Below are 15,757 nucleotides of genomic sequence, written 5' to 3' on the forward strand. Positions count from 1 at the left end.
GCAGCCTCTTGCGCATCAAGAACAAATCTGGAACACACCCCTCCCATGACTCTGACCCACATCTCGGTGCGCGGCGCCCGCGAGCATAATCTGAAGGGCGTCGACGTCGACCTGCCGCGCGACAGCCTGATCGTCATCACCGGCCTGTCGGGAAGCGGCAAATCGAGCCTTGCCTTCGACACCATCTATGCCGAGGGCCAGCGCCGCTATGTCGAGAGCCTGTCGGCCTATGCGCGCCAGTTCCTCGAGATGATGCAAAAGCCCGACGTCGAGCATATCGACGGCCTGTCGCCCGCGATCAGCATCGAGCAGAAGACGACGAGCCGCAACCCGCGCTCGACGGTCGCGACCGTCACCGAAATCTATGACTATATGCGCCTCTTGTGGGCGCGCGTCGGCATCCCCTATTCGCCCGCGACCGGCGAGCCGATCAGCGCTCAGAGCGTCGCCGACATGGTCGACCGCGTGATGGCGCTGCCCGAAGGGACGCGCGCCTATCTGCTCGCCCCCGTCGTGCGCGGGCGCAAGGGCGAGTATAAGAAGGAACTCGCGCAGTGGCAGAAGGAAGGCTTCACGCGCGTCCGCATCGACGGCGAGTTTTACGAGATCGAGGACGCGCCGGCGCTCGACAAGAAGTACAAGCACGACATCGAGGTCGTCGTCGACCGCATCGTCGTGCGCGAGGGCATCGAAACGCGGCTCGCCGACAGTTTTGAAACCGCGCTCAAGCTCGCCGAGGGGCTGGCCTATGTCGATCTTGCCGATACGACGGTGGCGGAGGCGCAGTCGTCTAATGGTAAGACTAACGACTCCGGCTCATCCAATTCCGTTCGTGCTGAGCTTGTCGAAGCACCGTCCTTGCCTTCCGAAGAACAGGACGGCCCTTCGACAAGCTCAGGGCGAACGGGGATGAAAAATGTCGGAATACCGCTCAACCGCATCATCTTTTCGGAGAAATTCGCCTGCCCCGTCTCGGGCTTCACGATCGCCGAGATCGAGCCGCGGCTGTTCAGCTTCAACGCGCCGCAGGGCGCGTGCCCGGCGTGCGACGGGCTCGGCGAGCGGCTCGAGTTCGACCCCCAACTCGTCGTCCCCAACCATGCGCTCAGCCTGAAGAAGGGCGCGGTGGTGCCGTGGGCGAAATCGAACCCGCCCTCGCCCTATTATATGCAGGTGCTCGAAAGCCTCGCAAAGGCGTATGACTTCGACCTGACGACGCCGTGGGCCGACCTGCCCGGCGGGGTGCAGCAGATCATCCTCTATGGCAGCGGCGGGATGCCCGTCGAGCTGACCTTCAAGGACGGGCGGCGCACCTATACGACGCACAAGGCGTTCGAGGGGGTGATCGGCAACCTCAACCGCCGGATGCTGCAGACCGAGAGCGCGTGGATGCGCGAGGAGCTGGGCAAATATCAGACCGCGCAGCCGTGCGAGACGTGCCACGGCGCGCGCCTGCGCCCCGAACCGCTCGCGGTGAAGATCGCGGGCGAGAATATCAGCCAGTCGGCGCAGCGCAGCGTCGCCGACGCCTATGCGTGGTTCGGCACCCTCGAGGAGAGGCTGAACGACCAGCAGAAGCAGATCGCGAAGGCGATTTTGAAAGAGATCAACGAGCGGCTCGGCTTTCTCAACAATGTCGGGCTCGACTATCTGAACCTCAACCGCACCAGCGGGACGCTCTCCGGCGGCGAGAGCCAGCGCATCCGCCTCGCGAGCCAGATCGGCAGCGGGCTGTCGGGCGTGCTCTATGTCCTCGACGAGCCGAGCATCGGGCTGCACCAGCGCGACAACGACCGGCTGCTCGAAACGCTGAAGCGGCTCCGCGACCTCGGCAATACGGTGATCGTCGTCGAGCATGACGAGGATGCGATCCGCAGCGCCGACCATGTCGTCGACATGGGCCCCGGCGCCGGGGTCCACGGCGGCGAGATCGTCGCCGAAGGCACGCTGAAACAGGTGCTCGCGAACAAGAAGAGCCTGACCGCGGCGTATCTGACCGGCGCGAAGAAGATCGACGTGCCGACGCACCGCCGCCCCGGCAACGGCTTCGACCTGGTGCTGAAGGGCGCGCGCGCGAACAACCTTCAGAATGTCACCGCGACGATCCCGCTCGGCACCTTCACCTGCGTCACCGGCCTGTCGGGCAGCGGCAAGTCGAGCCTGATCATCGACACGCTCTATGCCAGCGCAGCGCGGACGCTGAACGGCGCGCGCGTCGTCGCGGGGCCGCACGACGCCCTCACCGGGCTCGAGCATTGCGACAAGGTGATCGACATCGACCAGTCGCCGATCGGCCGCACCCCGCGGTCGAACCCCGCGACTTATACGGGCGCCTTCACGACGATCCGCGACTGGTTCGCGGGGCTGCCCGAAAGCCAGGCGCGCGGCTACAAACCCGGGCGGTTCAGCTTCAACGTCAAGGGCGGGCGCTGCGAAACCTGCACCGGCGACGGGCTGATCAAGATCGAAATGCACTTCCTGCCCGACGTCTATGTGACGTGCGAGACGTGCCACGGCAAACGCTACAACCGCGAAACGCTGGAGGTGAAGTTCAAGGGCCAGAGCATCGCCGACGTGCTCGACATGACGGTCGAGGATGCCGCCGACTTCTTCAAGGCGGTGCCCGCGATCCGCGACAAGATGGCGATGCTGTGCCGCGTCGGCCTCGGCTATATCAAGGTCGGGCAACAGGCGACGACGCTGTCGGGCGGCGAGGCGCAGCGCGTCAAGCTGGCGAAGGAGCTGTCGCGCCGGTCGACCGGGCAGACGCTCTACATCCTCGACGAGCCGACCACCGGCCTGCATTTCGAGGATGTCAGGAAGCTGCTGGAAGTGCTGCAGGCGCTGGTCGATCAGGGCAACAGCGTGGTGGTGATCGAGCATAACCTCGACGTCATCAAGACCGCCGACTGGATCGTCGACCTGGGCCCCGAAGGCGGGGTGAAGGGCGGCGAGATCGTCGCGGCGGGGACCCCGGAACAGGTGGTGAAGGAACCGCGCAGCTTCACCGGCCAATATCTGAAGCCGCTGCTGGAGAAATAGGGAAAGCCCCCTCCCGCCTGCGGGAGGGGCAGCGAGACTTGCGAGCTTGCTCGCCCAGTCGCAGCGGGGTGGGTTCCGAAAGGGTGCAAGCCCACCCCCAACCCCTCCCGCAAGCGGGAGGGGAGCCATCACCCCATCCGTGTCGCGGTGATATCCTCGGCGGCATAGATGCCGATCGCGAGCGGCTGCGGCGACCGCGCGCCACGCTCGTCCAAAGTTCAGTAAAAGTCAGCCTCGTGCGCCGCCTTTCGCCGCCCCGTTCGGGGACCGGGAAAAAGCCGGCCAAGCCTGCACACCCGGCGGACGGCACCCGCGTCTGTCCATGATCTGAAAAGAGCCGGATGCAGACTGGCACAGCGCGGCCATGTAGGACAGCGATTTTGTTGCCGCGCGGTTTCCCGCCCTCGCCATCCCTGCGCGTCACCTCCTCGACGGCATAGATACGGATCGCGGGCGGTTCGGGCGACAGCGCCCGCCTTTGTGCGACGCAGGCGCGCGCAGCGGGGACGGCGAAGCGGGCGCGGACCGCCTCGACGCAGTCCCAATACTCGACAGGGTAAAGATGACGCGTCTTGCTTTCTGACCCCAACTTGACAAATCTATTTGTATTTGATGACATTCGAGTGGGGAGGATACGATTTGCCTGATACTGAAAACCAAAATGGCGTAGATGCGCTGGATTCACTGATTGCCGATCCTAAAATCCGACGCGTAATAGCAAGTGCATTGCTTCACCTCGCCAAAACTGGAAAGTCGGGGTTGACTGCGGCCGCAACAACTCTCGTCCATTCATTTTCGGCGTACCAAGAGTACCTGTCCCTAACGCATCGACGTGTGTCGACCATCAAAACATTCGCGGACCCGACAAAACCGGTGCCGCTGATCGATCATTTTGTTGAAACAAATCTTCAACAAAACTCCACCGTCATAAATCAAGATGATCTTAGGTCATTTCTATCTGATGGGAGTAAGATCATCATTACTGCCCTCGCAGGGTTCGGAAAGAGTGTTTTGTTAAGATATCTTGCTCTGTCATTTTATGAAAATCCAACGGGAAAAATACCTATATTTATCGAATTGAGAGATTTGAATAGGACTACAAGTCCGAATATAATTTCTTATATTCATTCTCTTTACAAGCAAACATCAAAGATTGAGAGAGGCGTATTTGAAAAGGGCTTAAAGTCAGGTCTATTTGTTTTATTTTTAGATGGGTTTGATGAAATAAATTTTGAACATAGAAAATCTATTCAAGAGCAAATAATTGATTTAGCAAAAGAGTATCCGGAAACATCGATTATTGTTTCAAGCCGGCCTGACGAACAGTTCTCTTCCTGGCAGGCATTTAACTGCTACGGCGTATGCCCAATGTCTTTAAAGCAGGTAATTCAACTTGTTGAAAAGATAGAATATGATGAAAATATAAAGAAAAAATTCATAGGAAAGCTTAAGAATGGGCTTTACAAAAAGCATAAAAGCTTTTTATCTACGCCACTTTTATCGACTTTAATGATGCTAACTTACGAGCAAAATGCAAACATCCCAGACAAGATGCATCTTTTTTACCTGAGGGCTTTTGAAACTCTTTTTGATAAGCACGATACTTACAAAGAACAGTATGAGAGAAAAAGAAAATCAAATCTGAGGATAGACCAGTTTTCCAAATTATTTTCTGTATTTTGCTTTAATTCATACATGAATGAGAAATTTGAATTTTCAAAGTCGGATATTATAGAACTTATAAACGATGCAATATCGTACTGCGGTTACGCCTTAAATCCTGAAGAAGTTTTATTCGATTTAACAGAATCAGTGTGCCTAGTTCAGATAGAGGGTAATTTGTATTCATTTGTTCATAGGTCATTTCAGGAATATTTTACCGCTGTTTTCCTAAGCCAATGTCCGGAGCAATTCCGCGGAGAGTTCCTCGACGAATTTGTATTCCGTCCTTGGGACACCGTTTTAATAATGCTTTTCGACATGGCCCAAGAGCGTATAGAAGTTGAATGGGTGCTCCCGAGGCTGAAGGCGTATGTCGAAGAAGTAGAAAAATTGAGGGGAGCATTAGCACGGCGCGCTTTATTTCTACAGTGGAAGTCGATCAATCTTAGCCTTCATGGGAAAAAGTGCTGCTTTGGAAATATGCAAAGTGGGCAATTTCGTCGAATGACAATCGTAATAGAGAAATTCTATCAGGAAAAATTCTTGGCAGCGGACTCGGGCCTATTCAGTAGAGATGTCGACGATTTTTGTCTTAAAATAGCCACGTCACTCGGATATGAATATGTTTCTCTCGGAGATTCCAAATTTTTTACATCTAAGAAGAAAAGAAATATTTCCCTTTCCCCTGACGAAAAATATTCAATTGAGAATGGAATGGTGAAGCAAGTTTCGCTCCAACATAAAATCCTCGTTGAAATCCTAAACTCTGTCAGCGACCACAAAGTAGTAAGGCAAAAATTTCTGGCGAAGGTTAAGGGAACTCGCGATCAGTTCATATAGCCACTCGTTGCGTATGACACTTCCATGACACTCCCTGTCACATACGCGTCACACAAAACCCCCATTGGCGGCTCAGCGAGTCGCCGCGGGGGTGGCGGCTTGGTTCGGTAACGACCCCCGACAGGAAATTTTCCATGCTGAAGTCTTTCGCTCTCGCCGCCGGCGCCGCGACCTGCGCGCTGGCGCTTTCGGCTTGCCAGGATCAGGCGTCGCAGGGCGGCGGCGCGCGCGATTATATCAGCGCGGTCGGGTCTTCGACCGTCTATCCCTTTGCCACCGCGGCCGGCGAGAAGTTCGCCGAAGCGACGGGGAACAAGACGCCCAAGATCGACAGCACCGGCACCGGCGGCGGCTTCGAGCGCTTTTGCCAGGGCGTCGGCGGCGACACCCCCGATATTTCGAACGCGTCGCGCCGGATGAAGAAGTCGGAGTTCGACACCTGCCAGAAGAATGGCGTCACGGACATCGTCGAGATCCAGGTCGGCATCGACGGCATCGCGCTGGGCGAGGCGCAGCGCGGCCCGGGCTTCAAGCTGAGCGAGGAAGACGTCTATAAGGCGCTCGCCGCGAACCCCTATGGCAAGCCCAACACCGCGAAGACGTGGAAGGACGTCAACCCCGCCCTCCCCGCGGTCGGCATCTCGGTATTCGGCCCGCCGTCGACCAGCGGCACCTATGACGCGTTCAAGGAACTGATCATGGGCAAGGGCTGCGACGCGAACCCCGAGATGAAGGCGCTGAAGGCCGCCGACAAGGACAAGCATGAGGCGGTGTGCACCGGCCTGCGCGGGTCGCCCTATTATGTGGAGCAGGGCGAGAATGATAACCTCATCATCTCGAAGCTCGACAAGAACCCCGACAGCCTGGGCATTTTTGGCTTTTCGTACCTCGATGCGAACAAGGACAGGATCAAGGCGGTGCCGGTGCAGGGCGTGTCGCCGACCTATGACACGATTGCCGACGGCAGCTATCCCGGATCGCGCCCGCTGTTCATCTATATCAAGAAGGCGCATGTCGGCGTCGTTCCGGGGCTGAAAGAGTATGTCGCGGAATTCCTGAAGGGCGCGGGCACCGGCGGCTACCTCGCCGGAAAGGGCCTGATCGTGTCGCCCAAGGCGGTGTCGGACGCGGCGAATGCCGCGGCGACGAACATGACCCCGCTCGACGGGTCGGTGCTGAAGTAAGTTTCCCTGCTGCCAACTCCGTGTGCCCCCGCGAAGGCAGGGGCCCATCATCCACCCTCACGATCTTCAGCAAACATCGCCGAAAAACGATAGTGCAGGAGTTGGGCCCCCGCCTTCGCGGGGGAACAGGATAAAATGGAATAGCCGAGACGTGACCTTCAACGCCGCCGCCTTGCTCCTCCTCATCCTCGGCCTCGCGCTGATCGGCTGGCTGGCCGGGCGTGCGCGGTCGGCGATGCTCGCGGGGCGCAGCGGCCGCCGGCTGCATTCGCGGCCGCAATATCATGGCTGGTATGTGGCGCTGTGGCTGTTCGCGCCGGCGGCGATCTTCCTCGCCATCTGGTCGAGCGTGTCGCCGGGGCTGATCACCAATCAGGTGCTGACGAGCCCCGCGGCCGAGAGCCTGCCCGCCTTTGGCTTCGAGCGCAGCGCGATCCTGTCCGACGCGCGCGAGGTTGCGCAGGGCAAGGCGGCGAAGGTGCGCCTGCCCGCCGCGGCGCCGCTGGTCGAACCCTATGAAGCCGCGACGCACCGCTATGCGTGGATCGGCATCGCCGCGATGCTGGCGCTGGCGCTGGCGGGCGGGCTTTACGCCTTCACGCGCATCCGCCCCGATTTCCGCGCCCGCACGCGGGTCGAGCGGATCGTCATGGCGCTGCTGCTGCTCGCCTCGCTCGTCGCGATTTTGACGACCTTTGGCATCGTGCTGTCGCTGCTCGTCGAATCGCTGCGCTTCTTCAGCCTGGTGCCGGTGAGCGAGCTGCTGTTCGGGACGCACTGGAACCCGCAGAGCGGCGCGCCGGTCGCGGGCACCTTCGGCGGCATCCCGCTGTTCTGGGGCACGGTGCTGATCGGCGCGATCATCGCGATGATAGTGGCGATCCCGGTCGGCATGATGAGCGCGGTGTACCTGACCCAATATGCCGCGCCGACGGTGCGCAAATGGGTGAAGCCGTGCCTTGAGATCCTCGCGGGCGTGCCGACGGTGGTTTACGGCTATTTCGCGGCGCTGACCGTCGCGCCGGCGCTGCGCAACTTTGCGGTGACGATCGGCATCCCCAATGCCTCGACCGAAAGCGCGCTCGCCGCGGGCATCGTGATGGGGGTGATGATTATCCCCTTCGTCTCGTCGATGGCCGACGACAGCATCAACGCGGTGCCGCAGGCGATGCGCGACGGATCGCTGGCCTTGGGCGCGACGCCGAACGAGACGATCCGCCAGGTGCTGATCCCCGCGGCGCTGCCCGGCGTGATGGGCGGCATATTGCTCGCGGTCAGCCGCGCGATCGGCGAGACAATGATCGTGGTGATGGCCGCGGGCCTGTCCGCGAACCTGACCGCCAACCCCTTTGCCAGCGTGACCACCGTGACCGCGCAGATCGTCAAGCTGCTGACCGGCGACCAGGAATTCGACAGCGCCAAGACGCTCGCCGCGTTCGCGCTGGGGCTGGTGCTGTTCCTCGTCACGCTGCTCCTGAACATCGTCGCGCTGCGCATCGTCAAAAAGTATCGCGAAGCCTATGAGTAACCCGACCGCCCCGACCGACTGGAAGGCCCCGACGATGCAGAAACGCATCGCGCGCCGCTACGCCGCCGAGCGCCGCTTCAAGGCGCTGGGGCTGGGCGCGGTGCTGCTGTCGGGATTCTTCCTCGCTTTCCTGCTATTCGTGATGGTCGGCAATGGCGCGCGCGGCTTTACCTATACGCATGTCGCGGTGCCGATCGACTTCAAGGCGATGCCGCTGACGATCGACGCCGCGCGCCTGAACGACCCCGACGCCGACCAGGCGATCGCGAGCGCCGGGCTGGCCGACATCGTCGCCTTTGCCGCCGACGAGGCGCTGGGCGACGGCGGATCGGGCTTGATAAGCGAAAACGCCTGGAAGGAAGTGCGCAGCGAAATCAAGGCCGACCCCGAACTGCTGAACGGCAAGTCGGTGTTCGAGCTGCCCGCGTCGAGCACGATCGACATCGCCGCCAAGGAAGGCGCAAAGGGCGACCTGGGCGCGCGCGTCGATGCGCTGAAGCGCGACGGGCGGCTCTCGACCGGCTTCCACTGGCCTTTCTTCAGGAACGCCGACGCGACCGATCCCGCGGTGGCGGGCATCTGGGGCGCGCTCAAGGGGTCGCTGCTGACGATCTTCATCGCGTTCCTGATCGCGTTTCCGACCGGGGTGCTCGCGGCGCTCTATCTAGAGGAATATGCGCCGCGGAACCGCTGGACCGACCTGATCGAAGTATCGATCAACAATCTGGCCGCGGTGCCCTCGATCATCTTCGGCCTGCTCGCGCTCGCGGTGTTCATCAACTGGTTCGGGCTCTGCCAGGCAAGCCCGCTCGTCGGCGGGCTGACGCTCGCGCTGATGACGATGCCGGTGATCGTGATCGCGAGCCGCAACGCGATCAAGTCGGTGCCGCCCTCGATCCGCGATGCGGCGCTGGGCGTCGGCGCGAGTCCGGTGCAGGTGGTGTTCCACCATGTCCTGCCGCTCGCGCTGCCCGGCATCTTGACCGGCACGATCATCGGCATGGCGCGCGCATTGGGCGAGACCGCACCGCTGCTGCTTGTCGGGATGCGCGCTTTCATCGGCGACGTGCCGGGCGGCATCTGCTCGCCCTCAACCGTGCTGCCGATGCAGATCTTCCTCTGGTCGGACGAGGTCGATCGCGGCTTCGTCGAGAAAACCTCCGCCGCGATCATCGTGCTGCTCATCGTGCTGCTGTCGATGAACGCGCTGGCGATCTATCTTCGCAACAAATTCGAAAAACGCTGGTGATCATGACCCAAGACGACCTCTCCATCACCGACCCCAAGATGCGCGCCAGCGGCGTCAGCGTCTTCTATGGCGAGAAGCAGGCGATCAACGACGTGTCGATCGACGTCGGCACCGACCTGGTGACCGCCTTCATCGGTCCGTCGGGGTGCGGCAAGTCGACCTTCCTGCGCTCGCTAAACCGGATGAACGACACGATCGCGGGCGCAAAGGTGACCGGAACAATCGAACTCGACGGCGAGGACATCTATGCCCCGTCGATGGACGTCGTGCAGCTTCGCGCGCGCGTCGGCATGGTGTTCCAGAAACCGAACCCCTTTCCCAAGTCGATCTATGACAATGTCGCCTATGGCTCGCGCATCCACGGCCTCGCGTCGGGCAAGGCCGACCTCGACGGCATCGTCGAGCGCGCGCTGACCCGCGCCGGGCTGTGGGACGAGGTCAAGGACCGCCTGGCCGAAAGCGGCACCGCGCTGTCGGGGGGCCAGCAACAGCGCCTGTGCATCGCACGCGCGATCGCGGTCGACCCCGAAGTCATCCTGATGGACGAGCCCTGCTCGGCGCTCGATCCCATCGCGACCGCGAAGATCGAGGAGCTGATCCACGAGCTGCGCGGCAAATATGCTATCGTGATCGTCACGCACAATATGCAGCAGGCGGCCCGCGTGTCGCAGCGCACCGCCTTTTTCCACCTCGGAACGCTCGTCGAATATGGCAAGACGACCGACATTTTCACCAATCCGAAGGCGGAACGGACCAAGGATTATATCACCGGCCGCTATGGCTAAGGCCTAGCCGCGAAAGGACGTTAGGATGGCAGTAGTCAACGAACATACCGTCAAGGCCTTCGACGAGGATCTGAACCGCCTGCGCGGGCTGATCAGCGAGATGGGCGGGCGCGCAGAACAGGCGCTGCTCCAGGCGATGGCGGCGCTCAGCAAGGGCGACCAGGAGCTCGCCGCGCAAGTCGTCCTGGGCGACAAGAAGATCGACGCGCTCGAGGCCGAAGTCGAACAGCTGACCGTCCAGACGATCGCGCTGCGCGCGCCGATGGCCGACGATTTGCGCGAGATGATCGCGGCGCTGAAGATCGTGTCGGTCGTCGAACGCATCGGCGACTATGCCAAGAATATCGCCAAGCGCGTCGCGCTGATGGACCAGACGCGCTCGATCGAGGCGATCCCGGTGCTGATGTCGATGTCGTCGCAGGTCGCAGAACTCGTCCACGACGCGCTCGACAGCTTTGCGGCGCGCGATGCCGAACTCGCGGTGCGGGTGACGGTGCGCGACAAGAATGTCGACGATTTCTACAACAGCATCTTCCGCACGCTCGTGACCTTCATGATGGAAAATCCGAAGCACATCACCGAGAGCGCGCACCTGCTGTTCGTTGCCAAGAATCTGGAGCGCATGGGCGACCATGCGACCAACATCGCCGAGATGGTCTATTATGTCGTCACCGGCGAGCGGATGGAGGAACGCGAGCGCGGCGAAACGCCCGAAGGCGCGGCCTCCGCGGAGCAGGAGTAAGGCCGATGCCGCAACCCGATCTGCTGCTGATCGAGGATGACGAGGCGATCGCCGAGCTGATCGTCTGGCATTTCGCGCGCGAAGGCTTTTCGGTGCGCCAGACCCCCGATGGCGAACAGGCGCTCGTGCTCGTCGAGGAACGCGTTCCCGACATCGTGCTGCTCGACTGGATGATCGAGAGCCTGCCAGGCATCGAGGTCTGCCGCCGGCTGCGACGCAATCCCAAGTCGGCGAATGTGCCGATCATCATGCTGACCGCGCGCGGCGAGGAAGAGGACCGTATCCGCGGCCTCGAAACCGGCGCCGACGATTATGTCACCAAGCCGTTCAGCCCGCGCGAACTCGTCGCGCGCGTCCAGGCGGTGCTGCGCCGCCTGCGCCCCGCGCTCGCCGGCGAAATGCTGACCTACTCGGACATCGAGCTCGACTCGGTCGCGCACAAGGTCGTGCGCGGCGGCCACATCGTGAACATGGGCCCGACCGAGTTCCGCCTGCTGCGGCATTTCATGGAACATCCCGGCCGCGTCTTTTCGCGCGGGCAATTGCTCGACAGCGTCTGGGGCCAGGACAGCGACATCGAACTGCGCACCGTCGACGTCCATATCCGCCGCCTGAGGAAAGCGATCAACCTGCCCGGCACCGCCGACATCATCCGCACCGTGCGGTCGGCCGGTTACGCGCTCGACGCGGGGAAGAGCGTCTGAGAAGAAGGAGCCTTCGGACGGTGCACGTCCGATTTGGGGTGGTGAGCGGACGTTTGAGTAGTGCTCGAATATCCCCTCCCGCCTGCGGGAGGGGCAGCGAGACTTGCCAGCTTGCTGGTTAGTCGCAGTGGGGTGGGCTGATCGCGACGTCGCAGGCCCACCCCCGACCCCTCCCGCAAGCGGGAGGGGAGATTACGGCCACAATCGGTCGTTTCCTGCTATTCGTTCCGCCGGTGGACAGCGGGACCCCGAATCAAATCCGAGCGACGGAGAGGCCGCTACGAGCCCCCGGTGCCATCATCGGCCTCGCCCACTCAGAACACGACCTGCGCCCGGGCTCCGACGGTATCGACGCCATAGTCGCGGTCGGTGATCGCCGGAATCACCGCGTCGTGATAGTCGAGATGCGCATAGTTGATCATGAAGCGCAGATAGTCGACCGGGGTCCAGATCAGTGACGCCATATAACCGTCCTGCGTGCCACCCACGATCCCGGCGTCGTTCAGGTCGAGATGGTCGTACCGCACATTAAACTGGACCGCGCCGATGCCGCCTTCGCCGAGCGGGTGCCGGACCTTCACCTCCTTGAAAATTCCGCCCTTGTAGCTGCGCGTGTCGTCGGTGAGGAAATAGCCGAGTTCCACCGCGCCGCCGAAGAAGGTCGGGTCGGCGAAGCCGGGGCGACCGACCTTTTGCCAATAACCCTCTGCCATGCCGTGCAGCCGCCCGCTGATGAAGGCCGATTCGAGGCCGAGCCCGGTTTCGGAGCGTCCGTCGATGGCGGGGGTCGAAAGGAAACGGATGTCGGCGCTGTGAACAAGCGGGCGCTGGCGATAGCGGACCGACGGCACGGTGTCGCCAAGGCGGCGCCAGTGCGCCGACGCGCCGAAATGGAGCTGCGTCGCGCCGAGTTTCGGCGCATAGACGATGCGGCCGTCGGCGCTGTAGCCGTCGTTGCCGCTGTCCAGCGCGCGGTAATTGTCGGTGAACAGCCCGGCTTCGATCAGCACCGGGCCCGTCGAATATTGACCCGACACGCCGACGCGGCGGATGAAATTGAACGCATCGGTGAAAGCGGCGCGCTCGATGAAGCTGGTGTCGTTGCTGCTCGATAACTCCTCGAGTCCCTGGAACGTATTGTGCTGGCCGACGGTGACCTTCAGCGGCCCCTTGTCGTACGTCAGGAAGGCGTCGAGCAATTCGGACTCGCCGCTCGCGAAATCGGCCTCCACCTTGTAGCCGAAGCCCCCCGGGATCGTGCCGCCGAACCCCATGCGGACGCGGCGCAACTCGTTCGAGAATCCGGTCGCGGGGTCGGCGATCGCGCCGGGTGCACCGACATAGGCGGCATCGACCTGGATGCGACCGCGAGGCTTGAAGCTCCAGCCGTCGGCGCTCTCGATCTCGGGCGCGCCCTTCCAGTGAATCTCCGTCGCGGGCCTGTCCGGAGCCGCCGCTTGTCCGGTTGCCGGCGGCGCGGGCGATACGGCTTCGTCCGCCGGAATCGTCGCGGCGTCGAGCCGTGCTTCGAGCGTTTCGACCTTCGCGCGCAAGGCCGCTAGTTCGGCGCGCAACGCTGCCGCTTCGTCGGCGCTCATCGCCTGGGCATGCGCGTTGTCGGGGAGGCAGAGCATCGTCGTCGCGAGCAAGGCGGCGGTGAAAGCGTGGCGCATCGAAATCGCTCCATTGCGTAAAGGTTGCAATCTGGCGTCGCACTTATGACGCATAAATGACAGATACGCGTCACTATGATGACATTTCGGTTTCAATGCCGAATTTGCGCGCCCCCTTGCCAGCCCGCCGCGAACGACTAAGGACGGGTCCGTTTCTATCGGCAACCCAACGGGTCGCATTTTCTGGGAGATTATCATGGCGATCAATTTCGACGGACGTGTTGCAATCGTGACCGGCGCCGGCGGCGGGCTGGGCCGCGCCTATGCGCTCGAGCTGGCGCGACGCGGCGCGAAGGTCGTCGTCAACGATCTGGGCGGCGCGCGCGACGGCACCGGTCATTCGGATGCCGCCCTGCAGGTGGTCGAGGAAATCCGCGCCGCGGGCGGCACCGCCATGTCGAACGGCGGCAGCGTCACCGAATATGAGCATATGGCCGAGATGGTGGCGAAGACGAAGGAGGAATGGGGCGGTGTCCACGTCCTGATCAACAACGCCGGCATCCTGCGCGACAAGAGCTTCGCAAAGATGACGATGGAGGATTTCGACCTGGTCGTGCAGGTCCACCTGCTCGGCAGCGCGAACGTCACCAAGGCGTGCTGGGACCTGATGCGCGACCAGGCCTATGGCCGCATCCTGATGACCGCGTCTTCGACCGGCCTCTATGGCAATTTCGGGCAGGCGAATTACGGCGCCGCGAAGCTGGGCCTCGCCGGGCTGACCAAGACGCTGCACCTCGAAGGCGCGAAATATAATATCCGCTGCAACACGATCGCCCCGGTCGCGGGCACACGCATGACCGAGGATATCTTTCCGCCCGAACTGTTCGAGAAGTTCACCCCCGAAAATGTCGTTCCCGCCGCGCTGTTCCTCGTCAGCGAGGATGCGCCGACGAACATGATCGTCGGCGCCGGCGCCGGCGCGTTTCACGCCGCCTATGTCACCGCGACCCCCGGCGTCGCGCTGCCCGAGGACGAGCGGACCCCCGAAGGCGTCGCCGCGGCGTGGGAGCAGATCATCGACCGCAAGGGCGAGATCGTCCCGCAGTCGGGCAGCGAACAGTCGATGATCGTGATGAAGGCGCTCCAGGCGCTCGGCTGATCGCGATCGCGCCGCCGCCCCGGACCTGCCGGGGTGGCGCGCGCATCGCCTGCATCACTGTATTGACACGATAACACGCTCGTGCGATAGCAGGCGCGGGGCAAGGGGATCGGACAGAAGGACGACCCCGATGTACAGTGAAAGCGACCTGCAAGCAGCGGTCGATGCCAAAGTGTTGACGCCGGAGGCCGCGCAGGCTTTCCGGTCGCACATTGCGTCGACGCGATCGGCCCCCGGTGCGGACGAGGAATCCTTCCGCCTGATAACCGGCTTCAACGATATTTTCGTCAGCATCGCGGCGATCATCCTGCTCGTCGCGGTGGCATGGATCGGCGAGTCGATCCACAAGGCGCTCGCGGGCGCCTTCGTCGCCGCCTCGGCGTGGTTCCTTGCCGAATATTTTACGCGCCGGCGCCGCATGGCGCTTCCGAGCATCATTCTCGTCCTCGCGTTCGCCGGCGGGGTCCTGGCGACGATGATCGGCTTCCTCGTCGAACATGGCGAGGCGATCTTCGGGCGGCATCCAAGCGAAACGGTGATGGCCCTCGTGGTAGCCGCGATGGCGCTGATCACCGCCGGCGCGACCTGGCTCCACTGGAAGCGCTTCATGGTGCCCATCACCGTTGCAGCGGGCAGCGCGGCGCTAGCGGGCACCGCCATCGCGCTGATCCTTGCCGTTGTCGGCGGCACCGACGAACCCAACGTCGACCTTGTCATGTCGCTCGTCCTTGTCGCCGGCCTGGGCGTCTTCACGCTGGCCATGTGGTGGGATCGCAGCGACCGGGTCCGCCAGACCCGTCGCAGCGACGTCGCTTTCTGGCTCCACCTGCTCGCCGCGCCGATGATCGCGCATCCGATCTTTCACCTGCTCGGCGTCACCCAGGGCGACAATATTTCGAGCGGCGCGGCGGTGATGGTCGTCGGCATCTATATCCTGTTCGGCTTCGTCGCATTGGCGATCGACCGCCGTGCGCTGCTGGTGTCGGCGCTCGCCTATGTGCTGTTCGCGCTGACGCAGCTCTTCCGCACCTTTGGCGCGGTCGAACTCAACGTTGCGCTGACCGCGTTCGTCATCGGCTCCGCCCTGCTGCTGCTGTCGGCCTTTTGGCAGAACGCGCGGTCGGTCGTCGTCGGCGTGCTGCCGGCGAACCTCGCCGACCAGTTGCCGGCGGCGGGGGGTATCCTGCCCCGCGCATCGGCCTGACGCCGATCGGTTCCGGGCGGCGTCCCGAAGTCCTGCCGCCCTTTT

General features: G+C 62.3%; 11 protein-coding genes. 10 read left to right on the forward strand and 1 reads right to left on the reverse strand.

Annotated elements, in window-relative coordinates:
• The first annotated feature begins 45 nt into the window (after positions 1-45).
• From uvrA to phoB, 8 genes are all read left to right on the forward strand, one after another.
• The gene (gene uvrA / locus AC58D2_RS15490; RefSeq protein ID WP_497391858.1) at positions 46-3,042 is read left to right on the forward strand and encodes an excinuclease ABC subunit UvrA; all 2,997 of its coding nucleotides are present in this window, start codon (positions 46-48) and stop codon (positions 3,040-3,042) included.
• A 612-nt stretch (positions 3,043-3,654) separates the two neighbouring features.
• Positions 3,655-5,544: an NACHT domain-containing protein gene (locus AC58D2_RS15495; RefSeq protein WP_497391860.1), complete on the forward strand. Its 1,890-nt coding sequence runs from the start codon at positions 3,655-3,657 to the stop codon at positions 5,542-5,544.
• Between the two features lie 134 nt (positions 5,545-5,678).
• Entirely contained in the window at positions 5,679-6,728 is a 1,050-nt protein-coding gene (locus tag AC58D2_RS15500) for a substrate-binding domain-containing protein (protein WP_497391862.1), read from the forward strand.
• Between the two features lie 151 nt (positions 6,729-6,879).
• The gene (gene pstC, locus AC58D2_RS15505; protein WP_497391864.1) at positions 6,880-8,256 is read left to right on the forward strand and encodes a phosphate ABC transporter permease subunit PstC; all 1,377 of its coding nucleotides are present in this window, start codon (positions 6,880-6,882) and stop codon (positions 8,254-8,256) included.
• Positions 8,249-9,505, forward strand: coding sequence for a phosphate ABC transporter permease PstA (gene pstA / locus AC58D2_RS15510; protein ID WP_497391866.1), 1,257 nt, complete (start codon positions 8,249-8,251; stop codon positions 9,503-9,505). The genes pstC and pstA overlap by 8 nt, the downstream gene beginning before the upstream one ends.
• 2 nt (positions 9,506-9,507) lie before the next feature.
• Entirely contained in the window at positions 9,508-10,290 is a 783-nt protein-coding gene (pstB, locus tag AC58D2_RS15515; RefSeq protein WP_497391868.1) for a phosphate ABC transporter ATP-binding protein PstB, read from the forward strand.
• A 25-nt stretch (positions 10,291-10,315) separates the two neighbouring features.
• A complete protein-coding gene (gene phoU, locus AC58D2_RS15520; RefSeq protein WP_497391870.1) occupies positions 10,316-11,032 on the forward strand; it encodes a phosphate signaling complex protein PhoU in 717 nt (238 codons plus the stop codon).
• Positions 11,033-11,037: 5 nt separating this feature from the next.
• Complete coding sequence (phoB, locus tag AC58D2_RS15525; RefSeq protein ID WP_497391872.1) at positions 11,038-11,736, forward strand: phosphate regulon transcriptional regulator PhoB; 699 nt, start codon at positions 11,038-11,040, stop codon at positions 11,734-11,736.
• A 314-nt stretch (positions 11,737-12,050) separates the two neighbouring features.
• Here phoB and AC58D2_RS15530 read toward each other — a convergent pair whose 3' ends face one another.
• Positions 12,051-13,409 (reverse strand): OprO/OprP family phosphate-selective porin, encoded by a 1,359-nt coding sequence (locus tag AC58D2_RS15530; protein WP_497391874.1) that lies wholly within the window; start codon positions 13,407-13,409, stop codon positions 12,051-12,053.
• Between the two features lie 196 nt (positions 13,410-13,605).
• Between AC58D2_RS15530 and AC58D2_RS15535 the strand changes: the two genes are divergently transcribed.
• Positions 13,606-14,508 carry an SDR family oxidoreductase gene (locus tag AC58D2_RS15535; protein ID WP_497391876.1) on the forward strand — a complete coding sequence of 301 codons (903 nt, stop codon included), beginning with the start codon at positions 13,606-13,608 and terminating at the stop codon, positions 14,506-14,508.
• Positions 14,509-14,638: 130 nt separating this feature from the next.
• On the forward strand, positions 14,639-15,712 hold the full coding sequence (locus tag AC58D2_RS15540; RefSeq protein WP_497391878.1) for a hypothetical protein: 1,074 nt from the start codon (positions 14,639-14,641) through the stop codon (positions 15,710-15,712).
• Positions 15,713-15,757 lie beyond the last annotated feature (45 nt).

It is taken from the genome of Sphingopyxis sp. CR5, from assembly GCF_059693785.1.